This is a genomic window from Azospirillum cavernae, from assembly GCF_003590795.1.
Lineage (GTDB): Bacteria > Pseudomonadota > Alphaproteobacteria > Azospirillales > Azospirillaceae > Azospirillum > Azospirillum cavernae.
In genome coordinates this window covers 1,579,582-1,604,055 of record NZ_QYUL01000002.1, presented here as the reverse complement: position 1 = coordinate 1,604,055, position 24,474 = coordinate 1,579,582, and the positions used below count along the sequence as shown (strand labels likewise).

At 65.3% G+C, this 24,474-nt stretch carries 23 protein-coding genes; 14 read left to right on the top strand and 9 right to left on the bottom strand.

Going from position 1 to position 24,474, the window contains the following annotated elements; genetic code table 11:
* Positions 1-77 precede the first annotated feature (77 nt).
* The 4 genes from D3877_RS19065 (at position 78) to D3877_RS19050 (ending at position 3,180) form a co-directional block, all read left to right on the top strand.
* Positions 78-545: a YaiI/YqxD family protein gene (locus D3877_RS19065; protein ID WP_119832244.1), complete on the top strand. Its 468-nt coding sequence runs from the start codon at positions 78-80 to the stop codon at positions 543-545.
* Between the two features lie 105 nt (positions 546-650).
* The gene (locus D3877_RS19060; RefSeq protein ID WP_119832243.1) at positions 651-1,175 is read left to right on the top strand and encodes a GbsR/MarR family transcriptional regulator; all 525 of its coding nucleotides are present in this window, start codon (positions 651-653) and stop codon (positions 1,173-1,175) included.
* Positions 1,176-1,414: 239 nt separating this feature from the next.
* Entirely contained in the window at positions 1,415-2,731 is a 1,317-nt protein-coding gene (locus D3877_RS19055) for an SDR family oxidoreductase (RefSeq protein ID WP_119832242.1), read from the top strand.
* Positions 2,710-3,180: a DUF2269 family protein gene (locus D3877_RS19050; protein ID WP_119832241.1), complete on the top strand. Its 471-nt coding sequence runs from the start codon at positions 2,710-2,712 to the stop codon at positions 3,178-3,180. The genes D3877_RS19055 and D3877_RS19050 overlap by 22 nt, the downstream gene beginning before the upstream one ends.
* Before the next feature lie 62 nt (positions 3,181-3,242).
* Here the strand turns inward: D3877_RS19050 and D3877_RS19045 are convergent, their stop codons facing one another.
* From D3877_RS19045 to D3877_RS19030, 4 genes are all read right to left on the bottom strand, one after another.
* On the bottom strand, positions 3,243-3,503 hold the full coding sequence (locus tag D3877_RS19045; RefSeq protein ID WP_119832240.1) for a hypothetical protein: 261 nt from the start codon (positions 3,501-3,503) through the stop codon (positions 3,243-3,245).
* 194 nt (positions 3,504-3,697) lie between these two features.
* Positions 3,698-5,101, bottom strand: a complete 1,404-nt coding sequence (locus tag D3877_RS19040) for an FAD-binding oxidoreductase (RefSeq protein ID WP_119832239.1) — start codon at positions 5,099-5,101, stop codon at positions 3,698-3,700.
* Between the two features lie 145 nt (positions 5,102-5,246).
* Entirely contained in the window at positions 5,247-8,915 is a 3,669-nt protein-coding gene (locus tag D3877_RS19035) for a hydantoinase B/oxoprolinase family protein (protein WP_119832238.1), read from the bottom strand.
* Positions 8,916-9,032: 117 nt separating this feature from the next.
* Positions 9,033-9,596, bottom strand: coding sequence for a GNAT family N-acetyltransferase (locus D3877_RS19030; RefSeq protein ID WP_119832237.1), 564 nt, complete (start codon positions 9,594-9,596; stop codon positions 9,033-9,035).
* A gap of 289 nt (positions 9,597-9,885) precedes the next feature.
* Here D3877_RS19030 and D3877_RS19025 point away from each other — a divergent pair, with 289 nt between their 5' ends.
* From D3877_RS19025 to D3877_RS19000, 6 genes are all read left to right on the top strand, one after another.
* Complete coding sequence (locus D3877_RS19025; protein ID WP_119832553.1) at positions 9,886-10,656, top strand: TerB family tellurite resistance protein; 771 nt, start codon at positions 9,886-9,888, stop codon at positions 10,654-10,656.
* A 132-nt stretch (positions 10,657-10,788) separates the two neighbouring features.
* On the top strand, positions 10,789-11,628 hold the full coding sequence (locus D3877_RS19020) for a hypothetical protein (RefSeq protein ID WP_119832236.1): 840 nt from the start codon (positions 10,789-10,791) through the stop codon (positions 11,626-11,628).
* Positions 11,629-11,727: 99 nt separating this feature from the next.
* Positions 11,728-13,554: an ATP-binding cassette domain-containing protein gene (locus D3877_RS19015; protein WP_119832235.1), complete on the top strand. Its 1,827-nt coding sequence runs from the start codon at positions 11,728-11,730 to the stop codon at positions 13,552-13,554.
* Positions 13,551-14,429, top strand: coding sequence for a DMT family transporter (locus D3877_RS19010; RefSeq protein ID WP_119832234.1), 879 nt, complete (start codon positions 13,551-13,553; stop codon positions 14,427-14,429). Before D3877_RS19015 ends, D3877_RS19010 begins: the two co-directional genes overlap by 4 nt.
* Positions 14,426-15,154: an N-acetylmuramoyl-L-alanine amidase gene (locus tag D3877_RS19005; RefSeq protein WP_119832233.1), complete on the top strand. Its 729-nt coding sequence runs from the start codon at positions 14,426-14,428 to the stop codon at positions 15,152-15,154. Before D3877_RS19010 ends, D3877_RS19005 begins: the two co-directional genes overlap by 4 nt.
* Positions 15,155-15,198: 44 nt before the next feature.
* Positions 15,199-15,651, top strand: coding sequence for an NUDIX hydrolase (locus tag D3877_RS19000; RefSeq protein ID WP_119832232.1), 453 nt, complete (start codon positions 15,199-15,201; stop codon positions 15,649-15,651).
* A gap of 91 nt (positions 15,652-15,742) precedes the next feature.
* On the opposite strand, the gene ychF is transcribed toward D3877_RS19000, so the two are convergent.
* The 3 genes from ychF to D3877_RS18985 all read right to left on the bottom strand — a co-directional run bounded on the left by ychF (position 15,743) and on the right by D3877_RS18985 (position 18,208).
* Positions 15,743-16,843 carry a redox-regulated ATPase YchF gene (gene ychF / locus D3877_RS18995; RefSeq protein ID WP_119832231.1) on the bottom strand — a complete coding sequence of 367 codons (1,101 nt, stop codon included), beginning with the start codon at positions 16,841-16,843 and terminating at the stop codon, positions 15,743-15,745.
* A gap of 104 nt (positions 16,844-16,947) precedes the next feature.
* On the bottom strand, positions 16,948-17,520 hold the full coding sequence (gene pth / locus D3877_RS18990) for an aminoacyl-tRNA hydrolase (RefSeq protein WP_119832230.1): 573 nt from the start codon (positions 17,518-17,520) through the stop codon (positions 16,948-16,950).
* 91 nt (positions 17,521-17,611) lie between these two features.
* Positions 17,612-18,208, bottom strand: coding sequence for a 50S ribosomal protein L25/general stress protein Ctc (locus D3877_RS18985; protein ID WP_119832229.1), 597 nt, complete (start codon positions 18,206-18,208; stop codon positions 17,612-17,614).
* A 173-nt stretch (positions 18,209-18,381) separates the two neighbouring features.
* Here D3877_RS18985 and D3877_RS18980 point away from each other — a divergent pair, with 173 nt between their 5' ends.
* From D3877_RS18980 to D3877_RS18970, 3 genes are all read left to right on the top strand, one after another.
* Complete coding sequence (locus D3877_RS18980; protein WP_238474960.1) at positions 18,382-19,329, top strand: LysR family transcriptional regulator; 948 nt, start codon at positions 18,382-18,384, stop codon at positions 19,327-19,329.
* Positions 19,330-19,434: 105 nt separating this feature from the next.
* Entirely contained in the window at positions 19,435-20,691 is a 1,257-nt protein-coding gene (locus tag D3877_RS18975; RefSeq protein WP_119832228.1) for an MFS transporter, read from the top strand.
* Positions 20,692-20,700: 9 nt separating this feature from the next.
* Positions 20,701-21,108 (top strand): hypothetical protein, encoded by a 408-nt coding sequence (locus tag D3877_RS18970; RefSeq protein ID WP_119832227.1) that lies wholly within the window; start codon positions 20,701-20,703, stop codon positions 21,106-21,108.
* Positions 21,109-21,129: 21 nt separating this feature from the next.
* Here the strand turns inward: D3877_RS18970 and D3877_RS18965 are convergent, their stop codons facing one another.
* On the bottom strand, positions 21,130-22,266 hold the full coding sequence (locus tag D3877_RS18965; protein ID WP_119832226.1) for a hypothetical protein: 1,137 nt from the start codon (positions 22,264-22,266) through the stop codon (positions 21,130-21,132).
* 642 nt (positions 22,267-22,908) lie between these two features.
* On the opposite strand from D3877_RS18965, the gene D3877_RS29525 reads away from it, so the two are divergent.
* Complete coding sequence (locus tag D3877_RS29525) at positions 22,909-23,538, top strand: DUF5677 domain-containing protein (protein WP_147395233.1); 630 nt, start codon at positions 22,909-22,911, stop codon at positions 23,536-23,538.
* Here D3877_RS29525 and D3877_RS18955 read toward each other — a convergent pair.
* A protein-coding gene (locus D3877_RS18955; RefSeq protein ID WP_119832224.1) for an IS630 family transposase occupies positions 23,510-24,467 on the bottom strand; the annotation gives its coding sequence in 2 pieces (ribosomal slippage) (positions 23,510-24,124 and positions 24,126-24,467; 957 coding nt in all). The genes D3877_RS29525 and D3877_RS18955 overlap by 29 nt on opposite strands.
* Between the last annotated feature and the right edge of the window lie 7 nt (positions 24,468-24,474).

Below are 24,474 nucleotides of genomic sequence, written 5' to 3'. Positions count from 1 at the left end.
GCTAGGCTCCGGTTTTAGCGCATAAGGGCGCTTGACGGAACCATGTTGAAACCCAACCAGACCCAAGGGGAGCACCGTTGGTCGAGATTTATGTGGACGCCGACGCCTGCCCGGTGAAGGCGGAAATCTACAAGGTGGCCGGGCGCACCGGCTGCAAGGTGTGGATCGTCGCCAACAGCCCGCTGCGGCTGCCGACGGAATGCCTGTCCGAACTGGTCGTGGTCAGCGACGGGTTCGACGCCGCCGACAATTGGATCGCCGAACACGCCGGGGCCACCGACATCGTCGTCACCGCCGACATCCAACTGGCCGACCGCTGCGTCAAGCGCGACGCCGTGGTGATCGGCCCGACCGGGCGACCCTTCACCCCGGACAGCATCGGCTCGGCGCTCGCCACCCGCGCCCTGATGCAGGATTTGCGCGACATGGGCGTGGTCAGCGGCGGCAACGCCCCGATGAGCCAACAGGACAAATCCAAATTCCTGCAAACGCTGGATCAAGCGGTCCAGGCGCTGAAGGCCGGGCGGCGTCCGAAATTTCGCTGATCCCAGCGGCGCGCAGGCTGGACGCGACCGAACCACGCGAACATCCCGCTTGACGGCGACGGCGATATTCTCTAATTTCTGTCTAGACAGAAATTAGAGAATATCATGCTTCTCACCCCCACCATGGAACGCTTCATCCTTCATTGGGGAGAAATGGGAACGCGCTGGGGCGTCAATCGGTCCGTCGCACAGATCCACGCTTTGCTCTACCTCTCCCCCCGCCCGCTTCCTGCGGACGAAATCGTGGATGTCTTGTCAATTGCCCGGTCCAACGTCAGCACAAGCATCCGTGAGCTGCAAAGCTATGGCTTGGTCACAGTCAGCCATGTCATGGGTGATCGGCGCGACCATTTTCGGGCCGAAACCGACCCATGGAGCATCCTTCTGCTGATCGCCGAAGAGCGGAAAAAGCGCGAGATTGACCCAGCGTTGACCATGTTGCGCGCCTGCGTGTTGGAATCGGAGGGCGACAGCGCCACCGACCCGGAGGTCAAGGCGCGGTTGAGCGAGATGCTGGTGTTCATTGAGGATCTGACCAGTTGGTACGATCAGATGAAGCGGTTGCCGCGCTCGACGTTGCAAAACATCGTTCATGTCGGGGCCAAAATCGCCGGTTTCCTCAAGCGCTGACCGTCGCGAGACCAGGGTTGCGCCATGCTTGGAACATTGAGCGCGCTTTTAAATTTCTTTCCTTACAGAAACAACCGACGTAACGGAAACTCCGGCACACCTGCATCGTGAACACTCTCGTTGATTTGGGTGTCCTGCCTGGCGTTGACCGCCGCCCTGATTTTCTTCGGTTGGGGTCTGTCGCCGCTTCGCGTGGCGTGCGCTCAAACGACCGTTCACATCGCACAGGAGTGACCTCAATGCGCATCGGTGTCATTGGCGCATCCGGCTTCATCGGCTCCGCCGTTGTCGACGACCTGGAACGTCATGGCCATGACGTCCGTCTGATTGGGCGTCACACACAGCCGCTCCATGACCGCTTTCCAGGGCGGGACATCCGCCGCCTGCCGCCCATGTCCCCGCCACGCGATCAAAACGCCGCGCCGATCCCTTCCAACGATTGGCGGGATCTTCTGGACGACCTTGATGGCGTTGTGTGCGCCGCAGGCGTGCTGTGCGGCCCAGAGCTTGAACAGGCGCATCATCATTTGCCGAGAACCCTGGCCGCGCAAGCCAAGGCGGTTGGCGTGCGGCGCCTGATCCACATATCCGCCCTTGGCGCGGAGGAAACGGCGCCGACCGCGTTTTTGCGCAGCAAGGCGCTGGGCGACGCGGCCCTCTTGGATGATCGTTTGGACGGATGGACTGTCCTGCGTCCCTCGCTGGTTTATGGTCCAAACGGGGCCAGCGCCGCATTCTTTTCCGCGCTCGCCAGCCTTCCGGTGCGACCACGCGTTGGCGGCGGGTTTGTGCGTCCGATCCATGTCGATGACGTCGCCAACGCTGTGCTCACCTGCTTGGAGCGGCCTCATCCCCTGCCGCCCATCATCCCCCTGGTGGGTCCTGACTGCGTAAGCCTGGACGGGTACATCGACGCGCTGGGAAACTGGTTGGGTCAACGCCCGCTTGCCTCTGCGCCATGCCCCCGATGGATCCTTGGCGGTCTGGCGGCCATCGGGGGCAAATGCGGTTCGCCTTTCATCAACCCCGACAGCCTCGCCATGATGCGGCAGGGAGCCGACGCGGATCCCACGCTCCTGCGCAACACGACAGGCGGATCACCGCGCAGCCTTTCGGAAGGGTTGGCCCGAAACACAGCCAGCATCGCTGATCGCACCGCCGCCTCAATGTTCTGGTTGCTGCCGCTGCTGTCCTCGACCCTGTCCATCCTGTGGATCGGCACCGGATTGACGTCGCTGTGGTCCTATCGAATTGGAATGGATCTTCTGGCGGCAAACAACCTCACCGGCACAGCCGCCCAAACGCTTCTGATTGGCGGCGCTGTTTGGGACATGCTGCTGGGCGTTGCCATGATCCCCCGCCGATGGCGAACCGGCGCGACGATCCTGCAAGCGCTGACGATCCTTCTCTACACCGGACTTGCCAGCCTGCTGACTCCCGACGCTTGGCTGCACCCCTTTGGTCCCTTGCTGAAAAACATTCCCCTGATCGCCGCCACGTTGGTCGTGGCCGCCCTGTCGCGATGGAGAGCGCCATGGACAGCTATCTCTGGCTAAAATATCTGCACATTGTCAGCGCCATGGTGATTTTTGGCACTGGCCTTGGCACCGCGTTCCAAATGTGGATGGCCCATCGCAGCCAAAACGCCGCCGTGATCTCGGCGGTTGCCCACAATGTGGTCTGGGCGGATTGGCTGTTCACCACCCCGGCGGTGATCGTCCAGCCGATCAGCGGCGTGATCCTGGCCTGGATGGTCGGCTATGGCTGGAGTGACCGCTGGTTGACGGCCTCCGTCGCGTTGTACGTGCTGGCTGGCGTCTGTTGGCTTCCCGTCGTTTGGCTCCAGATTCGCATGCGTGATCTGGCGACCGAAGCCGCTCTCAGCCGTCATCCCCTTCCCCCAACCTACCAGCGATGCGCAAGGTGGTGGTTTGTTCTAGGCTGGCCCGCTTTTGGCGCTGTTTTGGTCATCATTCACCTGATGATTCAACGCCCCATCTTGTGATTCTCAGAAACAAAAAGGCCCGGAGCGATCACCGGGCCTTTTTCTCTTGCTTCACCCTCACATCACATCCAACCCGCTTCCTTTTCGCAAGCCTTGCGGCTCTGAGGGTTGGCCTTTTCCCATTCGGTGATGGTGCGGGTTTCGCTGTCGCTCATCTTGTTGTTCATGCAGGTGCAGTATTTGGTGACGACGTCCGGCGACACCTTGGCGTCGGAATTGTCCTTCTGGCACTGGGCGACCCATTTGGCGTTGTCGTCCGCCTGGGCGAGTCCGCCCGCGCACAACACACCAAGAGACAGAAAAGCCATGGCGACAAACTTCATGGTGGGTCTCCCCTGAATGTCTGCGGCGCGCCGGGATGGCTGACCGCGCCGATGAGCGGCCCGATCACGGTGCCTTGGCAATTCGGCCTTTTCAATCGCTTAATGTCTTTAGATCATCACTTTTCGTATGATTGTTTCGCACACGTGACAAAGGTGGGGCGACGTCAACCGCCGCCCCAGCCGGTCACATCCGATCACACCCGCACGATCTTGCCCGGATTCATCAGGTTGTGCGGGTCCAGCGACCGTTTCAGCTCGCCCATGACGGCGTAGGCCTCACCGGCCTCCTGCTCCAGAAACGCCATCTTGCCATAGCCGATTCCGTGCTCGCCGGTGCAGGTGCCGCCCATCGCCAGCGCCCGCGTCACCATGCGGTCGTTCAGGCGCTGGGCCTCGGCCATTTCCTCCGGCTTGTCGGGGTCGATGACGTAGACCAGATGGAAATTGCCGTCACCGACATGGCCGACCATCGGGGCCAGCATGTTGGATTCGGCCAAATCCTTCTTGGTTTCCAGGATGCAGTCGGCCAGCCGCGAAATCGGCACGCAGACGTCGGTCGGCCAACCCTTCGACCCCGGACGCAGCGCCAGCGCCGCGTAATAGCCATCGTGCCGCGCCTGCCACAGGCGGGAGCGGTCCTCCGGGCGGGTCGCCCAGGTGAACTCCATCCCGCCATGCTCCTGCGCGATGGCGGCGGCCATTTCCGCCTGTTCCTTCACCCCGGCCTCGGTGCCGTGGAATTCAAAGAACAGGGTCGGGGCGACGGCGTAAGTCAGCTTGGAGTATTTGTTGACGGCGTCCATCTGGACCTCGTCCAACAGCTCGATGCGGGCGACCGGGATGCCGACCTGGATGGTCTGGATCACCGTGTTGACCGCGCCGCGAATGTCCGAAAAGGCGCAGACCGCCGAGGAAATCGCCTCGGGGATGCCGTAGAGCTTCAGCGTCACTTCGGTGATGATTCCCAGCGTCCCTTCGGAGCCGACGAACAGTCGGGTCAGGTCATAGCCCGCCGCCGATTTGCGCGCCCGTCCGCCGGTCTTGATGATGCGGCCATCGGCCAGAACCACCGTCAGGCCCAGCACGTTTTCGCGCATGGTGCCGTACCGCACGGCGTTGGTGCCGCTGGCCCGCGTCGCCGCCATGCCGCCCAGCGAGGCGTCGGCGCCGGGGTCGATGGGGAAAAACAGGCCGGTGTCGCGCAGATGCTCATTCAGGCGCTTGCGGGTCACGCCCGCCTGGACGGTGACGTCCAGATCGTCCGGGCTGACGCGCAGGATGCTGTTCATGCCCGAAACGTCGATGGTCACGCCGCCGCGCAACGCCGCGATCCCGCCCTCCAGCGACGTCCCCGTGCCAAACGGGATGATCGGCAGCTTGTGCTTGGCGCAAATCTTGACGATCGCGCTGACCTCTTCGGTCGAGAGCGCGAAGGCCACCCCGTCGGGCGGAAAGGGCGTGTGGTAGGATTCATCCTTGCCGTGATGCTCGCGCACCGGGCCGGAGGTGCTGAACCGCTCGCCCAGCAGCGCCGTCAACTCGGCCCGCGCCTCTTCGGTCAGCGCCGCGCGCGGCTGGGTGGTGGCGATGGCGGTCATGGGCGGTGTCCTCCCCGGTCCTGGGTTCGTTGGTATGACCAAGGGAGGCTAAGACGGCGGGCAAGCCCCTGGCAAGACGGGCAAAGCGCAGGGGTGGAATGCGGAGGAGGGACGCGCCCTCCCCCACCCTCGCCCGTCAGATCCGTCAGGACGCCATCACATCGCCATAGCCGCCGCCGCCCGGCGTTTCCACCACCAGGGCGTCGCCGGGAATGACGGCGACCCGGTCCTGCGGGGCCAGCTCCTGCACCGTGCCGTCCACCCGCAGCAGCCAGGTCCGCCCCACCGCGCCGTCCATGCCGCCGCTCAAGCCAAAGGGCGCGACCCGGCGGCGGTTGGCCAGGATGGCGGCGGTCATCGGCTCCAGAAAGCGCAGGCGGCGCGACACGCCGTCGCCGCCGCGCCAGCGCCCGCCCCCGCCCGACCCGCGCCGAATGCGGAAGCTTTCGACCAACACCGGGAAACGCCATTCCAACACCTCCGGGTCGGTCAGGCGGGAGTTGGTCATGTGGGTCTGCACCGCGTCGGTGCCGTCAAAGCCGTTGCCAGCCCCCGACCCGCCGCAAATCGTTTCGTAATATTGGTGCCACTGGTTGCCGAAGGTCAGATTGTTCATCGTCCCCTGCGCCGAGGCCATCACCCGCAGCGCGCCGAACAGGGCGTCCACGATGCATTGGCTGGTTTCGACGTTGCCCGCCACCACGGCGGCGGGGAATTTGGGGGCCAGCATCGAGCCTTCGGGGATGACGATCTCGATGGGGCGCAAACAGCCCTCGTTCATCGGGATGTCGTCGTCCACCAACGTGCGGAAGACGTAAAGCACCGCCGCCCGGCAGACCGACGACGGCGCGTTGAAATTGTTGGGCAGTTGGGCGCTGGTGCCGGTGAAATCGACCTTGGCCGACCGCTTGGTCCGGTCGATGGAGACGGTCAGCTTGATCGTGGCGCCATTGTCGAGCGACAGCGAGAACGCCCCGTCGCGCAGCACGCCGATGGCGCGGCGCACCTGCTCCTCGGCGTTGTCCTGGACATGGCCCATATAGGCGTTGACCGTCGGCAAGCCGTGCAGGCGGACGATGCGGTGCAGGTCGCGCGCGCCCTGCTCGTTCGCCGCGATCTGCGCCTTCAGGTCGCCGATGTTCTGCGCCGGGTTGCGCGCCGGATAGGGGCCGGATCCCAGCAGCGCCAACAGGGCCTCTTCGCGGAACTGGCCGTTTTCGACCAGCGGCACGCAATCCAACAGCACGCCTTCGTCGGCGATGGTCAGGCTGTCGGGCGGCATCGAGCCGGGGGTGACGCCGCCGACGTCGGCGTGATGCCCGCGCGAGGCGACGAAGAACAGCAGCTCGCGCCCGGCCTCGTCGAACACCGGCGAGACGACGGTGATGTCGGGCAGATGGGTCCCGCCATGGTACGGGTCGTTCAGCGCGAAGACCTCGCCGGGGGCGAAGACGCCCTCGCGCCGCTCCTTCACCGCGCGCACGCTTTCGCCCATGGATCCCAGATGCACCGGCATGTGCGGGGCGTTGGCGATCAAGCCGCCGTCGCGGTCGAACAGGGCGCAGGAGAAATCCAGCCGCTCCTTGATGTTCACCGAACGGGCGGTCTTTTCCAGCGTCACGCCCATGCGCTCGGCGATGGACATGAACAGGTTGTTGAAGACCTCCAGCGTCACCGGATCGACCTTGGTTCCAGCGGCCAGCCGCTGGTTGACCGGCTCCAGACGGGTCAGCACCAGATGATTCTTGCGCGTCACCTCGGCGATCCAGCCCGGTTCGATCACCGTGGTGGCGACCGCCTCGGCCAGCACCGCCGGGCCGACGATGCGGTTGCCGGGCTGCAACTGGGCGCGGTCGTACAGCGGCGCCTCGCGGTCCTTGCCGCCGGTGTGCAGAGTCACCGTGGCCAGTCGGCGCGGCAAGGCGCCGGTCGAGCCGGTCACGTCGGGATCGTCGGGGGCGTCGGTCAGGCCGATGGCCTCCAGCGTCACCGATTCGACCTCCAGCGCCGAGCCGGGGGTGAGGAAGCCGTAGCGCTGCCGGTGCGCCGTCTCGAACGCCGCCGCCATGATGACGCGGGAGCCGAAGGGAACCGCCAGCGCGGTGTCCGATCCCGCCGCCTTGACATGAACGCGGCGATGGACGACCTGCCGCTCCGGCGCGACGCCCTGGCGGGTCAGCTCCGCCCGCCCCTCGCTTTCCAGATCGGTGAAGAGCAGGGTCAGCCGGTCCACCACGGCGTCGCTCAGCGGCCCTTCGACGGCGCGCTCGCGGATGGCGACGATGTCGGCCAGCCCGATGCCGTAGGCCGACAACACGCCCGCCTGCGGGTGCAGGAAGACGCGCGTCATGCCCAGCGAATCGGCCACGGCGCAGACATGCTGCCCCGCCGCCCCGCCGAAACCGTTCAGCGTGTAGCCGGTGACGTCGTGGCCGCGCTCCACCGAGATTTTCTTGATGGCGTTGGCCATGTTGTCCACCGCCACGCGCAGGAAGCCTTCGGCGACCTGCTTGGGCGTCATCGCCGTGCCCAGCTTGGCGTTGACCGTTTCGGCCAATTCGGTGAAGCGCGCCTTCACCACCTCGGCGTCGAGCGGCTGGCCGCCGGTCGGGCCGAAGACCTGGGGGAAGAAGCGCGGTTGCAGCTTGCCGACCATCACGTTGCAGTCGGTGACGGTCAGCGGGCCGCCGCGCCGGTAGCAGGCCGGGCCGGGGTTGGCCCCGGCGCTGTCCGGCCCGACGCGGAAGCGCGTGCCGTCGAAGACGCAGAGCGAACCGCCGCCCGCCGCCACCGTGTGGATGTTCATCATCGGCGCGCGCACCCGCACCCCGGCGACGATGGTGTCGAAGGCGCGCTCATACTCCCCGGCGTAATGCGACACGTCGGTCGAGGTGCCGCCCATGTCGAAGCCGATGACCTTGTCGAATCCGGCCATCCGCGCCGTACGCACCGCGCCGACGACGCCGCCCGCCGGGCCGGACAGGATGGCGTCCTTGCCCTGGAAACGGTTGGCGTCGGTCAGGCCGCCGTTCGACTGCATGAACATCAGGGGGATGGTCCCCGCCTCGCCGCTGAGATCCCCGGCCAGCCGGTCCACGTAGCGGCGCAGGATGGGCGACAGATAGGCGTCGGCCACCGTGGTGTCGCCACGCCCGACCAGCTTCATCAGCGGGCTGACCAGATGGCTCACCGACACCTGGGTGAAGCCGACGGCGCGCGCCAGCGAGGCGACCTGACGTTCATGCTCGGGGTAGCGGTAGCCGTGCATCAGCACGACGGCGGCGGCGCGGTAGCCCGCGCGGAACGCCTCCTCCAGCCCCCGGCGGACGGTGTGCAGATCGATGGGCTTCAACACCCGGCCATCGGCCATCACCCGTTCCGGCGCCTCGACCACGCGGGCGTAAAGCTGTTCGGGCAGTTGGATGCGGCGGGCGAAAATCTTGGGCCGGGCCTGATGACCGATGCGGAGCTGGTCGCCGAATCCTTCGGTGATGACCAGGACCGTCGGCTCGCCCTTGCGCTCCAACAGGGCGTTGGTGGCGACGGTGGTTCCCATCTTGACGGCGGCCACCGCCTCGACCGGCAGCGGATCGCCGGGCTTCAGCCCCAGCAGGTCGCGCACGCCCTGGACGGCGGCGTCGGCGTAGCGTTCGGGGTTGTCCGACAGCAGCTTGTGCGTGACCACCGTTCCATCGGGACGGCGGGCGACGATGTCGGTGAAGGTGCCGCCACGGTCGATCCAGAATTGCCAGCGCGGCTTTCCGGTCGGGCCAGCGCCGTTCTGTTCCACACCGTCACGCTTGATCCCGCTCATGCTCGCACCCACGCTGTCGCCGCGCGGCAGACGCGCCACGCTCGCCGCCGGAGTTTCGCCATCCGGCGGCCAACGTCAACGGCTTGATGCGGCGGAGCGGTGGATTTTCCAGAGCAATCAGGCCGCCGCGCGCTGTTGCGGCCCGCTGGCGAAGCTGGCGAGCATGGAGTTGAAGGCTCCGGCCCCATCTTCCAGCGCTTCCAGGGCGAAGGAGAACTGGTTGGGCGGCGGCAATTCGAAGCTGGCGGCGATTTCGCCGCACTCGATGCTGGACCGACCGCCGAATCGGCGGGCCAGCGCCCGCATCCGCACATTCTCGGCCAGACACTGGATGTGGACCCGCCCGACGGAACGGTTGCGCGCCACCGTCAAAGCGCGGCGGATCAGGGTGCTGCCGACGCCGCGCCCTTGCAGATCTTTTTCGACGCTGACGCCGAATTCAGCCTCGTTCGGCCACAGGATGCGGTCGCTGCACAGCTCGATCGCGGCGCGCAGCTCACCGTTCAGGAAGGCGCCGATCAGGATCGTGCGGCTCCAGTCGATGCCCGCGCAATGCCGCGTCAGCGACTCGTCCGACACCGTTCCGGTGAAGCGGGCGTAGCGGTCGGCGCGATCAAGGCGAAGAAGATGCGCCCGGTAGAGGGGCAGTTCGGTCGGCAGGATCTTGCGGATGACAGGCATGGCTCTCGCTCACGGTTCTCGAATTACGAAAACGCATTGCGCAGAACGTTCGTCCCTGGATCGTTGGTTCCACAGCCATTGTGTTTTGGCCTGATGCGGGAACCGATGGCGGCGCATTGATCGCGCGCCGCTCTTGTGCACTGCAACATGGCGATTTCCTGGAATTTCGCAAGCGTTCATTAGAGAATTCCAAAGCGAACATCGGCGCGCTGTTGCGGCCTCGCCACAGTTGGCCCAGCGTCGTCAAGCCTTTATGATGGTCGCCACCTTCACGGCGCGGACCATGGCGATGAGCATCTGGGGCAAAATTCTGGGCGGGGCGGCGGGCTTCGCCATCGGCGGGCCGCTGGGCGCGCTGCTCGGCACGCTGGCCGGTCACGCGGTGGACCGGCTCAACGACGGCGGCGGCGACGCGCCAGCGCCCGCTGACGACGGGACGGCCCCCACCCAATCCATCGCCTTCACCATCGGCGTCATCGCCCTGTCGGCCAAAATGGCGCGGGCCGACGGGGTGGTGAAGCGGGTGGAGATCGACACCTTCAAGCGGCTCTTCCGGGTGCCGCCGGAGGAGTTGGAGAATGTCGGGCGCATCTTCGATCTCGCCCGCCGCGACACCCACGGCTTTGAAGAGTACGCCCAGCAAATCGCCGTCCTGTTCGAGGACCGCCACGCGGTGCTGGAAGAGCTGCTCGACAGCCTGCTGATGATCGCCGAGGCCGATGACGAGTTGCACGAGACGGAGGTCGCCTATCTTTACCGCGTCGCCGGGATCTTCGGCTTTTCCGACCGTGATTTTGAGCGGATCGTCGCCGGTCATCACCGGGCGGGCCAACCCGCCGACCCCGACCCCTATCAAGTTCTGGGCGTCGCCCGCGACGCCGACGACGCGGCGATCAAGGCGGCGCATCGTCGGCTGGTGCGCGAGCATCACCCCGATCTTCTGGTGGCCCAGGGCATGCCGCAGGAGTTCGTCGATCAGGCCACCCACAAGCTCGCCATCATCAACGCCGCCTATGACCGTGTGAAGAAGCTGCGGGAAAACGCGCCCACCCTGGCTTAACACCGCGCGCATCAATGAGTGGGCGCCGTCCCTTTTTTGATTCTCATTGCCGAGCTTCCCGTTATCTGACGTAGGATTCCCCCAACCAGCGGGCCGCCCGTCGCGCCCGCCGCCTTTATGGGAGAGAACGGGATGGCGCGCCGCGTTGCCGATGTTGGGCTTGCCCTGCTGCTGGGGCTGCTGGTTGGACGTCCGTCCGGGGCGTGGGCGCAGGGCGCCGCCGCCGCGCCATCCTCGACCGTCACGGCGCCCTCGGCCGTCACAGCGGTTGTGAACGCCGACCTCAAGCTGCCGGTCATCCTGGCCGCGCTGGTCGGCGGGCTGTTCATTCTGGCGTTTTTCCGGCGTTTCGGGCGCGATTCGGTGACGGTCTATCCCGACGTGCCGCAGCCCAAGGGGTACGTCGCCCCCTACAGCCTGTCGCGCTTTCAGCTTTTGTGGTGGAGCGGGGTCGTCACCGCCTCTTACACATGGCTGCTGCCGATTACCGGCTCGATGGACACCATCTCGACCGGGGCGATGGCCCTGATGGGGATCGTCGGCGGCACCTCGGTCCTGTCGGCCACCCAGGACAACCGCCCAAGCACTGGGCCGAAGGACGACGCCGCCGACCGGGACAAGCACCGCGCCAATTATCTGGCCGCCGCCGCCGCGACGCCGCCCGACACGGCGGCGATGGCGCTCAGCCTCGCCGAGCTTTACCCGACCTCGAAGGGCGTGCTGCACGATCTGCTGACCGACGTTCATGGTTACAACATCGCCCGTTTCCAGTTGCTGATGTGGACCCTCGTGCTGGGCGTGTCCTTCCTGTACGAGGTCGTCCACGATCACGCGATGCCGGAGCTGTCCACCAACCTGCTGGCCCTGACCGGCATCAGCAACGGCACCTATTTCGGTTTCAAGATGCAGGAAAAGCAGGTGACGCCCGCCGCCGATCCCGCCACCAACCCGACCACCCCCGCCGCGACCTGACGCGCAACCCGGCCCCGGCGCAATTGACCGTCGCCGGATTGGGGAAGACCGCGCTATAACCCCGGTCTTCCCTTCCGCAGTCCGGCGCACGAACGGTCCATGGCTCCTCCCGCTCCCATCACGGCCCTTCAGGGCGTTTCCGTCACCTTTGGCGGTCGTCCGCTGTTCGAGAGCATCGACGTGTCCATCGGGCGCGGCGACCGCGTCTGTCTGGTCGGGCGCAACGGCTCGGGCAAATCGACGCTGCTGAAGGTGTTGGCCGGACAGATCCTGCCCGACGCCGGCGCCCTGTTCGTGCAGCCCGGCGCGCGCGTCGCCTATCTGCCGCAGGAACCCGACTTCACCGGCTGCGCCACCGTCCAGGATTACGTCGTGCAGGGCCTGCCCGCCGACGAGCAGGACGAGGCGCACCGGGTGGACGCCGTGCTCGACCGTTTGCAGGTGGCGGGCGACCGCGACCCGCGCACGCTGTCGGGCGGCGAATCGCGGCGCACCGCGCTGGCCCGCACCCTGGTCGGCAACCCCGACGTCATGCTGCTGGACGAGCCGACCAACCATCTGGATTTGCCGACCATCGAATGGTTGGAAGAGGAGTTGCTGACCTATCGCGGCGGCCTGCTGCTGATTTCGCACGATCGCAGCTTCCTCAACCGGCTGGCCAAGCGCACGCTGTGGCTGGATCGCGGCACGGTGCGGGCGACCGAACGCGGCTTTTCTGAATTCGAGACGTGGCAGGCGGAGATCTTCGAGTCCGAAGAAGCCGCCGCCCACAAGCTCGACCGCAAGATCGAAGCCGAAACCAAATGGATGCGCGAGGGCATTTCCGCCCGGCGCACCCGCAACATGGGCCGCGTCCGCAACCTGCAAGCCCTGCGCGGCGACCGGGCCGACCGCATCCGGGGCGGCCAACAGGCCAAGCTGGCGGTGGCCGAGGCCGAACGCGGCGGTCGGCTGGTCATCGAAGCGACCAACATCTCCAAGAGCTTCCAGTCCGACACCGGGCCGAAGACCATCGTCCAGGGCTTTTCCACCCGCATCCTGCGCGGCGACCGGCTTGGCCTGATTGGGCCGAACGGGGCGGGGAAATCCACCCTGCTGAAGATGCTGACCGGCCAGTTGGAGCCGGACGAGGGCGTCATCAAGCTGGGCACCAACCTGGACACCGCCTATTTCGACCAGCGGCGCGAAGGGCTTGATCCCGAGGACACCATCCGCAAGGTGCTCTGCCCCTTCGGCGGCGACGCGGTGATGGTCAACGGCCAGTCGCGCCACGTCGTCGGCTACATCAAGGATTTCCTGTTCGACACCCGCCAGTTGGACAGCCCGGTCAAGTCACTGTCGGGCGGGGAGCGCAACCGGCTGCTGCTGGCCCGGCTGTTCGCCAAGCCCAGCAACATGATGATCCTCGACGAGCCGACCAACGACCTCGACATGGACACGCTCGACCTGCTGGAAGACGTGCTGGGCGACTACCAGGGCACGCTTTTGCTGGTCAGCCACGACCGTGATTTCCTCGACCGGCTGGTGACGAGCACCATCGCGCTGGAGGGCGACGGCACCGCCACCGAATATGCGGGCGGCTATTCCGACTATCTGAACCAACGCCCGGCCAAAACCCCGACCGCCCCCGCCGCCAAGCCGAAGGCCGCCACGCCCAGCGCCGCCCCGGCCAAGCCGCGCGGCAAGCTGAGCTACAAGGACCAGCGCGAGCTGGACGAGCTGCCGACCCGTATGGACGCGCTGTCCGCCGAGATCGCCAAGCTGGAAAGCGCGTTGGCCGACCCCGACCTGTTCACCCGCAACCCGGCCAAATTCCAGAAGACCAGCGAGCAGCTCCACGCCAAGCAATCCGATCTGGTCGCCGCCGAAGAGCGCTGGCTGGAGTTGGAGGCGCTGCGCGAGGAGTTGGAGGGCGGCAAGTCATGACCCTCATCCACGCCCTGCAAGCGCTGCTGGTCATGGCCTTGTGGGGGTTGAACTTCGTCGTGTCCAAATGGGCGCTGCACGAATTTCCGCCGCTGTTCGTGATGTTTCTGCGCTTCGCCCTGGTCGCCGCGTTGATCGTCCCGTTCTTCCGCATCCCGCGCGGCAAGCTGCTCAAAGTCGCAGCTCTGTCGGTGACTCTCGGCGGCATCCATTTTCCGCTGATGTTCACCGGGTTGAATGGCATCGACGCCGCCACGGCCTCTCTCGCAGTGCAAGCGCAAGTGCCTTTTTCCTCGCTGTTGGCCGCCTTGATCTTCAAGGACACGTTGGGTTGGCGGCGCGGCGTCGGCATGATGGCCGCCTTCGCCGGGGTGCTGGTGATCGCCGGCGAGCCGCGTTTGGGCAACGCCCTGCCCTCGCTGGCCATGCTGCTTGGAGCCAGCCTCGCTTTCGCCGTCGCCAACATCCAGATGAAGCTGATCGGCGCGGTCAATGGCTTTGCCGTCAATGGCTGGATGGCGCTGATGGCGATGCCTCAGCTCTTGATCCTATCGCTGCTGTTCGAGAACAACCAGATCGACGCGGTGATGAACGCCAGTTGGATCGGCTGGGCCTCGCTGCTTTACATGGCGGTGGCCGTCACCATCGTCGCCTATGGCTTGTGGTATCCGCTGCTGGCCCGCTACGACGTCAACCAGACCATGCCCTATCTGCTGACCGTGCCGGTGTTCGGCGTGGCGGCGGGGGTGCTGTTGATGGGCGATCCGGTGACGATCAACCTCGCCGTCGGCGGTTTGCTGACCATCGGCGGCGTCGCCGTGATCGTCAAACGCCGCCCCCGCACGGTCAGCGAAACGGTGACGAACCCGACATGACCGGCGCGCGGATCAACGCGCGGATCGCGCGCCCCTCCCCCAACCACGGCCCACGGGCGCCGGGCGCGCTGCCTGAGTTGTTGATCCTGCATTACACCGGCATGCCGACCGCCGCGCACGCGCTGGACCGCCTGTGCGACCCGGCGGCGCAGGTCAGCGCCCATTACACGGTGGACGAGGATGGAACGGTCTACGCCCATGTCCCGGAAGACCGCCGGGCTTGGCACGCCGGTCTGTCGCACTGGCGGGGCCTGGGCGACGTCAACAGCCGCTCCATCGGCGTCGAGATCGTCAACCCCGGCCACGAGTTCGGCTATCGCCCCTTTCCCGCCCCGCAGATGGCGGCGGTGGCGGCGCTGTGCCGGGAGATCATCGACCGCCACGCCATCGCCGCCGACGACGTGCTGGGCCACAGCGACGTCGCCCCGGCGCGCAAGGAGGATCCGGGCGAACTGTTCGACTGGCCCGGCCTCGCCGCCCAAGGGATCGGCCTGTGGCCGGAGCCGAGCGACGCCGACGTCCAACCCGGCGACGACGCCCTATCGACCGACGCCCTCGCCACGCTGCTCGCCCGCTATGGCTACAACGCGGCGGAACCACGGGCGCTGTTGAGTTTCCAGCGCCATTTCCATCCCGCCGCCCTGATCGACCACGCGGGAACCGGACGACCGGACGCCGAAACCATCCGCCGCCTGCGCGCCCTGCTGCGGCAGACCGGACGCTGACAAACCAACCGCTAACACGCCCACCCTCCCGCACAGGCGCCGCCATGACCAACGTTGACCGCTCCAGCCGTGAATACCCCGACCGCCCATGGGTCGGCGTTGGCGTCGTGACGTGGCGCGGCGATCAACTGCTGTTGATCCGACGCGGCAAGGCCCCCCGGCTTGGCCAATGGAGCCTGCCCGGCGGCGCGCAATCGGTCGGGGAAACCGTTTTTGAAACGGCGGTGCGGGAGATGCGGGAGGAAACCGGCCTGACGGTGACGCCAACCGGAATCATCACCGTGGTGGACGCCATCACCCCCGACGAGGCCGGGCGCGTTCACTATCACTACACGCTGGTCGAGGTGTCCGCCGAATGCCCGGACGGCGATCCGGTTTGCGCCGACGACGCGCTGGAAGCCCGCTGGGTGGACGTCGAGGAGGCCGGACGTCTGGTCCCGTGGGACGAAACCCGCCGGGTGATCGCCCTGTCGGCGGCGCAACGGGAACAAGGCTGAGCGGGCGCTTTTCGCCGGGAGTATGACGCGGGGCCGACTGGCCCCCACCCCGGCCCTCCCCCGCTGACGCAGGGGAGGAGGAGGAGAAAGGTCAGACGTTGAAGCGGAAGTGGAAGATGTCGCCGTCTTGGACGACGTATTCTTTGCCTTCCTGACGCATCTTGCCCGCGTCCTTCGCGCCCTGCTCGCCGCCCAGCGTGGTGAAGCTGTCGTAATCAATCGTTTCGGCGCGGATGAAGCCGCGTTCAAAATCGGTGTGGATGACGCCAGCGGCTTCCGGGGCCTTGGCGTGGCGGCGCACGGTCCAGGCGCGCGCCTCCTTCGGGCCGACGGTGAAGAAGGTGATGAGGTCGAGCAGCTTGAACCCGGCGCGGATCAGCTTGTTCAGGCCGGTTTCCTCCAGCCCCATCGATTCCAGGAACTCGGCCTTTTCCGCCAAATCGGTGAGCTGCGCCACCTCGGATTCGATGGCGGCGGAGATCACCACCATCTCGGCGCCCTCGGCCTTGGCCTTCTCTGCCACCTTGGCGGTGAAGTCGTTGCCGGTGGCGGCCGCCGCTTCCTCGACGTTGCAGACATACAGGACCGGCTTGTCGGTCAGCAGCATGAATTGCCGGAACACCGGCTTTTCGTCGGCGTCCAGTTCGACGACGCGGGCGGGCTTGCCCTCTTGCAGCACCTTGAGCGCGCGCTCCATCAGGTCGGCCTTGACCTTGCTGTCCTTGTCGCCGCCCTTGGCCTTCTTTTGAAGGTTGTTGATCTGGCGTTCCAGGCTTTCCATGTCGGCCAGCATCAGCTCGGTCTCGACCACCTCGGCGTCGCGCAGCGGGTCAACGCCGCCCTCGACATGGGTGATGTCGTCGTCGATGAAGCAGCGCAGCACATGGACGATGGCGTCCACCTCGCGGATGTTGGCCAGGAACTGGTTGCCCAGCCCTTCGCCCTTCGACGCGCCCCGGATCAAACCGGCGATGTCCACAAACTCCAACTGGGTGGGCACGGTCTTCTGCGACTTGGCGATCACCACCAGCTTGTCCAGCCGGGGATCGGGAACGCTGACGCGCCCGACGTTCGGTTCCTTGGTGCAGAAGGGAAAATTCGCCGCTTCGGCCGCCTGGGTGGCGGTCAGCGCGTTGAACAGAGTCGACTTGCCAACGTTGGGCAGGCCGACGATGCCGCAATTGAAGCCCATGGGGGAGGTGCTCGCCGTCAAAAATCTCGTGGATTGACGGGCTTTATCCTACTTTGGGGGGGAAAGCGCAAACCCCAAGTGGGAAAAGGTCATGCGGGGAGCGGTCAGCGCCCCGCCGTGGCCAGCGTCACCTTGTTCATGAAATTTTCGGGCTGGCCCTCGACCATCAGCGGCAGGGCGTCGGCCACCGCGTCGAGCAGCGGGTCGATCCAGCTTTGATCGGCCTTGGCGAAATCGTGCAGGACATAGCCGCTGACCAGATCCTTGTCGCCGGGATGGCCGATGCCCAGCCGGACGCGCCAATACTCCTTGCCGATGTGGCTGTCGATGGAGCGCAAGCCGTTGTGGCCGCCATGGCCGCCGCCCTTCTTCACCCGGATCTTGCCGGGGGGCAAATCAAGCTCGTCATGGATCACCACGACGTTTTCCGGCTTCAGCTTGAAGAATTGCAGCGCCGCGACCACCGATTGGCCGGACAGATTCATGTAGGTCCCCGGCTCCAGCGCCAGCACCTTGTCGCCGCCGACATTGCCCTCGGCGGTCACGCCCTGGAAGCGCTTCTTCCACGGGCCGAAATGGTAGCGCCGGGCGATGGTTTCGGCGGCCATATAGCCGATGTTGTGGCGGTTGCGCGCGTATTCCCCGCCGGGGTTGCCCAATCCGACCAGTAGAAGCATGGCCCTTGCCGTCCCTTGAGGAAAACCAGCCCAGAAACAAAAGCGGGGGCCGAAGCCCCCCACCTTGTCATCACTGCGGACGCGTCGCCAATCAGGCGGCGTCGCCACCGTCCGACTTCAGGCCCGACGGGGCGATGATCGTCGCGATGGTCAGATCCTGCTCGTGCGAGACCGAAACGATGCCTTCCGGCAGCGTGATCGACGAGATGTGGATCGACGCGCCGACATCGAAGCCCTCGCACGAGACCGTGATGTGCTCGGGGATGTTGTCCGCCGGGCATTCCAGGTCGAGCGAATGGTGAACGACGTTCAGCACCGCGCCGCGCTTCAGGCCGGGCGACTTGTCCTGGTTGACGAACTCAACCGGGACATGCACGACGATGCGGGTGTCGCTGGTGACGCGCAGGAAATCCACATGCAGCGGGAAATCCGTCACCGGGTGGAACTGCACGTCGCGCGGCAGCACGCGGTGCGCGACGCCGTCAACGGTGACGTCGAACAGGTGCGTGAAGAAGCCCGGCTGATGCAGCACGCGGGTGAACTCGAACTTCTCGAGCGAGATGGTGACGGGAGCCTGCTTGCCACCGTAGATGACGGCCGGAATGCGGCCATCACGACGGGTTTGGCGGGCGGTCCCCTTGCCGGCCCGTTCGCGCCCTTCGGCGCCGAGCGGAATGATCTTGGTCATGACGATGCTCCAAAAACGAAAATGGCGCCGGCCTCCAGGGGTGCCGACGCATGGGCGCGGTGCTTAAGCCATCGCGGCCCCACCGTCAAGAGGGCGTCTGATCCGCGCCCCAACCCTCTTGACCCGTCCCGTCAGCGGTTCACCATACACGGACCAACGGCGAGGCTCCCCCCATGCAACGGTCGGCGATGAAGCTCAACGAGATCCACACCTTTGTCGTGGTGGCGGAGGCGCAATCGGTGCAGGACGCTGGGCGGCGGCTGGGGTTGACCCAATCGGCGGTGTCGCGGCTGATTCAGCGGTTGGAGGCGGAATTGGGCGTCACCCTGTTCGACCGCCAGACCAAACCGCTGTCCCTGACCCGCGACGGCGAGGTCGCTTTGTCGCACGCCCGCCGCATCCTGAACGCCGCCACCGATTTTTCCGACGCCTTCGCCGGATCGGTCGAGCCGAAGGGGTTGTTGCGGCTGGGGGTGGCCCATGTGTTGGCCTCGCTGGCCGCCGGGCCGCCGTTGGACGAGCTGCGCGCCGGGTTCCCCGGCCTGACCGTCCGCCTGCATTCCGATTGGAGCAACCCGTTGATGGAGCAGGTGCGCAGCGGCGCGCTGGACGGCGCGGTGGTTCTGCTGTGCGAGGGGCAGTCCCCGCCGGAGGATTTACCCTGTCTGCGTCTGGGCCGCGAGCCGGTCAGCGTCATCGCCTCGGTCGAGCGCGCCGCCGCCGGTCCCTGGAGCCTCGACGCGATGAACCGGGTGGGCTGGGTGCTGCAACCGGACGGCTGCCGCTACCGAAACGCGCTGGGCGTGGCCTTGGCCCCGCTGGGGCAGCGGCCCAACGTGACGGTGGAGGCGTTCGACCAATCGCTGCTGCTGTCGCTGGTGGCGCGCGGAGTCGGGTTCGGGCTGGCCCCCCTGCGCCTGCTGGGTTCCAACAGCGTCGCCGACCGCGTGCGCCCGGTGGAGGCGCCGGACCTGAGGCCGACCGTCACCGTCTGGCTGGTCAAGTCGCGGGTGATCGGGCGGCTGGGCGCGGTGTTCGACCGGCTGGAGGACAGCCTGAATCGGCAATTGACGCAAGACGCCCCGCCCCTGGACGCCGCGCTCTATTCCGCAGCGGAATGATTCACCCACCCATTATGAATTTGTCGGAATTGCGGGGCGGGCCTATCGTCAGCCCATCACCAAACGCGGCGTCCTGACGCGCCCGCGCCCAAGGGAGAGACCCCGTTGACCACCACCACCCCCGCGCGGGAACCGGCGCCGTCCTGGCGGACGCCCGCCCTTGTCGTCGTTTGCGGCTGTTTGATTTCGATGCTGGCCTTTGGCCCACGGTCGAGCATGGGGCTGTTCATCGGCCCGGTGTCGGAGGCCCATGGCTGGGGCCGCGACGTCTTCGCGCTGGCCATGGCCTTTCAAAACATTCTGTGGGGAGTCGGCGGCCCCTTCGCGGGCGCCTTGACCGACCGTTACGGCCCGGCCCCGGTGCTGGCGGGCGGCGGTTTGCTGTACGCCGCCGGGTTGGCGCTGATGCCCTACGCGCAGACCAGCACGGAATTGTATCTGACCGCCGGGGTGTTGATCGGGCTGGGCCTGTCGGGCGCGTCCTTCGGCATCGTCATCGCCGGATTCACCCGGCTGTTGCCCGCTGAAAAGCGCACCTGGTCGATTGGCATCGCCACCGCCGCCGGGTCGATGGGGCAATTCCTGTTCGCGCCGATGGGGCAAGCCTTCATCGCCGGGTTCGGCTGGCAGACGGCGCTGTTGCTGCTGGCTGGCTCCATGCTGTTGGTGCCGCTGTTGGCCGGGGTGTTTCCCGGCCCGCGCGGCATGGCCTCGTCCGGGGCGCCCGCCGTCACCGGGGCCAACATCGGCTATGTCGCGGCGGTGCGCCAAGCCTTCCAGCACCGCAGCTATGTGCTGCTGGTCGCCGGGTTCTTCGTCTGCGGTTTTCAGTTGGCCTTCATCACCACCCATCTGCCGCCCTATCTGACCGCCGCCGGAATCAGCCCGTCGCTGGCCGCCTGGGCGCTGGCCCTGATCGGGTTGTTCAACGTCATCGGCTCCTACAGCTCCGGCGTTTTGGCGGGCAAGGTCAGCAAGCGTTATCTGCTGTGCGCCAATTATTGTTCGCGCGGCGTGGCGACGGCGGCCTTCGTGCTGCTGCCGATTTCGCCGGTGACGGTCATCGCCTATTCCGCCGTAATGGGGCTGTTGTGGCTGTCCACCGTGCCGCCGACCTCCGGTCTGGTCGCCGTGATGTTCGGCACCCGCTATATGGGGACGCTCTACGGCTTCGCCTTTTTCAGCCATCAGGTCGGCGGCTTCCTCGGCGTCTGGCTGGGCGGCGTGCTGTATGAGCGGACGGGATCCTATGACATCGTCTGGTGGCTGAGCGTGGCGCTGGCGATGTTCGCCACCCTCATCAACCTGCCCATCGTCGAACGCCCCGCCCCGTCGCTGGCGGCGTCGGAAGCGAAGGCGTAAGTTGTCACGATGACCCACCCCGCCCACGACGCCCCATCCTCGCTCGGCTCCGGCCATGGCCTCGCCATCGCCTTTTTTGCCGTCGTGCTGGCGGTGTGGGCGGCGGTGATGGCCGCGTCGCTGCGGCAAGCCGCCCTGCCGGACGACACCGACGGCCTGATGCTGGCGGTCTTCCACCCCGGCGCCAGCGAAGACGACGCCTTCCGCGCCATGGTCGCGGCGGGCGGCGAGCCGGTGCGCTCCACCTGGCTCGGCTTCGCCTATGTGGCGCGCGGGCGCGAACCGGGCTTCGTCGGACGGTTGAAGGCCCAAGGCGCGCTCGCCGCCTTCGGCGAACTCCCGGTCGGCCCGACGCTGGGCGGCTGCGCCGCGATGCCGGTGGATGTGGCGAAAATCGCGGCGACGAAGTTGCAGTGAGGAAAAGCGCCTGACGCCGGGTCAGGTGTCGATCTTGACGTTGGGCGAGGACGCGGCGGTCCCGGATTTCAAGGCGTCCATCAGGGATGACAGGTCGGCCTCGGCCTTGTCCGCCGTCGTGGCGGAAGCAACGGACGCGCGCGCCTTGGTGTTGGCGTCCAGCGCCGTTTGCAGCATGGACAAGGCGGATTTGCTTCGGTCAGCCGCCGTCGTCGTGACCGAGGGCTTCGCCGCGATGGCTGGCGGCGTGGCTGTCGCCACCGCAGCCGTCGCCACCGGAGCGTTCGCCGGTTCGGCGGAAGGCGCGCCAGCCTCCGCCGTCAACGCGGCAAGGCTTGGCCCGGCGCGGCCAACGCCGGGAATGTCCACCGACGCGGCAAAGCGTTGAATCGCCTTGCCCAAGGCCGTCTCCTGACCGTTGCCGCCCCCTTCCATGGCCTTGAAGGCTTCGATCAGCTTGTTTTTGGCGTCGGCCCCCTTGCCCGCGCTGACGTCGCTGGCGAACTCCAACATCCCGTCACCGCCGATCTGGTCCTTCAGAGCTGTGTTGAAACCCTCGACGGCCTTTTTCCAGCCCGCCGCCAACGCATCCTGCATGAGCGGAGCGCCCGCCGCACCGTCATTCGCCTGTTTGAGGGCCACGTCGAAGCCCGCCTGCGGTTCCGCCATCATGGCCTGAAAGCCAGCCGTGTCGACCTCGTTCCGGCCAATAGCCGACATCGCGGCGGTCAGGCTCGTGTTGAAATCCGCCCGCGCCGCGCCCAGCTTTTGCGAGTGATCCCGCATCGCCGTTTCGGCCTTGGTGTAGGTGGCCAGAATGGCTTGGTCTTCCACATCCCTTGGCCGGGTTTCGGCGTATCGGCCAAAGGCGCCGTCGGTCGCGGCGGCGCGCAGGCCAAGCGCAACCTCCTCCGCGCTCATGCTGCCGCTGGACACCAGCTTTTCCAGCATTCCCTTTCCCTTTTGGTCCAAAAGGGAAAACATGTCGGCTGCCACGCCCTTCAGCGATTGCCCCAACGGACTGACGGACACGCTGTCCCCGCCCGCCGCCTTGGCCCGGACCACCTCAGACGAATCACCGTGGGACGGGACCGCAACCGGCTTCCAAGACCCACCGACCGACGTTGTCTTGCCAACGCCGAACACCGAAACGTTCATTGCAGCCCCTCCCGAAATCCATGGGTTGGAACGCACAAGCGCGCACAACCGTGGATTTATCGTTAGGACCAGGGGTTAAGGAAGGCAATTACCCATTTTGTCATAGAAAATCCCTTACAATCCGAAGTGTTCAGCGCTGTTTTTGTTGCCCCCTTGCGTCCTTTCAGAACCATAATTTTAACTGTATGGTTTCAGAAACGCCCAGATCGATCTTCCAACCGATCCGGCGAACCGGGCTTCGTCGGGCGGCTGAAGGCCCAAGGCGCGCTCGCCGCCTTCGGCAAACTCCCGGTCGGCCCGACCCTGGGCGGCTGCGCCGCGATGCCGGTGGATGTGGCGAAAATCGGGGCGACGAAGTTGCAGTGAGGGGAAGATTTTTGGGACACAGATGAACACAGATAGACACAGATTTTGGGGGATGCAGGGGGGAGATGGCTGCGGTTAGGGTGGGTGAGAGCGCTGCTTTGTCGATTGTCGGAGCAGGTTCTGACCCAATGCGGTCGTTAACAACTTAATCTTTTCCCTAGAGTCGAATGGTCTGATGTCTTTGGACAAATGCGATTGGGTCAGAGGCTCTATGCCTGACCTTATCTAACATTTATGGCTCTGGATTTAGAGCACCGTATCGAATACAGTTCATCAATGACCAATGACTCACCGATCCGCGTTCTGCAGGAAGCTAATCTGCAAAGCCTCACCCAGATACGCGATGAGATTAAAAGCCTTTTTTCTCGATACGGCTCTGATTCGCTGGAATCAACCGAGACACTAAAGAATCTTTTCTCATATCTTTCGTCAAGAAATCAAGCTGTTTCATTTCTCATAAGCCACGGATATTCATGGGATGCTGAAATTATACTTAGATCATTTTATGAGACAGCCGCAAAGATATTGCTAATTTGCTTTGCGGAGGATGATGACAAAGACATACTTATCAACGAGTTTTGGAACGGTTTGGGTTCAATAAACGACCGGAAGAGGGCGCGTAAAGCTGCTTATGCTGAGCAAATTTTCGAGACAGACAGCATGTCTGCTTCAATATTCTCTGCGCTGCAGGACGATGGTACTTTCAATTTACAAGCCGATGGATCAAAGCTACAACGGAAGCGGCTCGAACAAAAATGGTCATTTTCAGAAATTATTGAGCAATTGGATCGACAAAATATTAATGGGAAACCATTAAAAGGAATCAAGTCGTTGCTTCACATATATGGAGTGGCTAGCCATTTAGAGCATCGAGCGCTTAATCTGGCGCATATCCAGCGTGCTTGAGGTAGTTCCAGCATTCCTCATGCGTATAGAGGTCACAGATGGAGCCGACGGCATTCCAGAGTTCCTCAATGGTGCGTGCGCCGATGCGTCGGAGATGGGCCTTGAGCTTGGCGAAGGCCATCTCGATGGGGTTGAGGTCGGGGCTGTAGGGGGGCAGAAAAAGGAACCAGGCTCCTTTTTCTTTGAGGATGGCTTTGGCCTTTTCGCTTTTGTGGCTGGACAGGTTGTCGAGGATGACGACGTCGCCCGGTCGCAGGGTGGGGGCAAGCTGAGTCTCGACATAGGTTTCGAAGAGAACCTTGTTCATCGCGCCCTTGATGATCCAGGGGGCGGTAAGGCCATCGCAACGCAAGGCGGCGATGAAAGTCTGGGTTCCCCAATGGCCGAATGGCGCTTTTGCCTTGAACCGCTGGCCGCGCTTGGCTCGCCCGCGCAGCCGGGTCATCTTGGTGGTGGTGGCGGTTTCGTCGAGGAACACCAACCGATCCGGTTCCTCGCGCATCCGGGGCTGGCGGTGGTTTCGCCACGTCCGACGGTCATCAGCGACATCAGCGCGACCGGCTTCGGTCGCCAGCACTGTTTTTTTTGACGGTGAAGCCGCTGGCGATCAGGAAGCGCGACAGCGAGGCGGGGTGAGCCGTGACCCCGCGCTCGGCTTTCAGCTTGGCCGCCAGTTCCGGCATGGTGATGTCGCCCTGCGCCTCCACCCAACCGATCAGAAGCGCGGCGTGGGGAGCCAGTTTGCCGCCTCCCGGCGGACGTCCTTGCCGCGCTGGTTCCAGCGATCCCGTCGTCGCCATCCGCTGGGCAAGGCGGATGCTCATGCTGGCGCTCACGTCAAACCGACGCGCCGCTGCCCGGCGTGACCCGCCTTGCTCGATCTCACCGTAAATCCGAACACGAAGATCCGACGAATAGCTCTGACCCATGTTTCAC

Excerpts from the sequence above, each read along its gene's own strand:
- D3877_RS18970 (WP_119832227.1), top strand. The coding sequence starts at position 20,701 with ATGACCCACCCCGCCCACGACGCCCCATCCTCGCTCGGCTCCGGCCAT.
- D3877_RS18965 (WP_119832226.1), bottom strand. The coding sequence starts at position 22,266 with ATGAACGTTTCGGTGTTCGGCGTTGGCAAGACAACGTCGGTCGGTGGG.
- D3877_RS19055 (WP_119832242.1), top strand. The coding sequence starts at position 1,415 with ATGCGCATCGGTGTCATTGGCGCATCCGGCTTCATCGGCTCCGCCGTT.
- D3877_RS19000 (WP_119832232.1), top strand. The coding sequence starts at position 15,199 with ATGACCAACGTTGACCGCTCCAGCCGTGAATACCCCGACCGCCCATGG.
- D3877_RS19035 (WP_119832238.1), bottom strand. The coding sequence starts at position 8,915 with ATGAGCGGGATCAAGCGTGACGGTGTGGAACAGAACGGCGCTGGCCCG.
- D3877_RS29525 (WP_147395233.1), top strand. The coding sequence starts at position 22,909 with ATGACCAATGACTCACCGATCCGCGTTCTGCAGGAAGCTAATCTGCAA.
- D3877_RS18980 (WP_238474960.1), top strand. The coding sequence starts at position 18,382 with ATGCAACGGTCGGCGATGAAGCTCAACGAGATCCACACCTTTGTCGTG.
- D3877_RS19045 (WP_119832240.1), bottom strand. The coding sequence starts at position 3,503 with ATGAAGTTTGTCGCCATGGCTTTTCTGTCTCTTGGTGTGTTGTGCGCG.
- D3877_RS19060 (WP_119832243.1), top strand. The coding sequence starts at position 651 with ATGCTTCTCACCCCCACCATGGAACGCTTCATCCTTCATTGGGGAGAA.
- D3877_RS19010 (WP_119832234.1), top strand. The coding sequence starts at position 13,551 with ATGACCCTCATCCACGCCCTGCAAGCGCTGCTGGTCATGGCCTTGTGG.
- D3877_RS19025 (WP_119832553.1), top strand. The coding sequence starts at position 9,886 with ATGAGCATCTGGGGCAAAATTCTGGGCGGGGCGGCGGGCTTCGCCATC.
- ychF (WP_119832231.1), bottom strand. The coding sequence starts at position 16,843 with ATGGGCTTCAATTGCGGCATCGTCGGCCTGCCCAACGTTGGCAAGTCG.
- D3877_RS19030 (WP_119832237.1), bottom strand. The coding sequence starts at position 9,596 with ATGCCTGTCATCCGCAAGATCCTGCCGACCGAACTGCCCCTCTACCGG.
- D3877_RS19050 (WP_119832241.1), top strand. The coding sequence starts at position 2,710 with ATGGACAGCTATCTCTGGCTAAAATATCTGCACATTGTCAGCGCCATG.
- pth (WP_119832230.1), bottom strand. The coding sequence starts at position 17,520 with ATGCTTCTACTGGTCGGATTGGGCAACCCCGGCGGGGAATACGCGCGC.
- D3877_RS18985 (WP_119832229.1), bottom strand. The coding sequence starts at position 18,208 with ATGACCAAGATCATTCCGCTCGGCGCCGAAGGGCGCGAACGGGCCGGC.
- D3877_RS19020 (WP_119832236.1), top strand. The coding sequence starts at position 10,789 with ATGGCGCGCCGCGTTGCCGATGTTGGGCTTGCCCTGCTGCTGGGGCTG.
- D3877_RS19040 (WP_119832239.1), bottom strand. The coding sequence starts at position 5,101 with ATGACCGCCATCGCCACCACCCAGCCGCGCGCGGCGCTGACCGAAGAG.
- D3877_RS19005 (WP_119832233.1), top strand. The coding sequence starts at position 14,426 with ATGACCGGCGCGCGGATCAACGCGCGGATCGCGCGCCCCTCCCCCAAC.
- D3877_RS19015 (WP_119832235.1), top strand. The coding sequence starts at position 11,728 with ATGGCTCCTCCCGCTCCCATCACGGCCCTTCAGGGCGTTTCCGTCACC.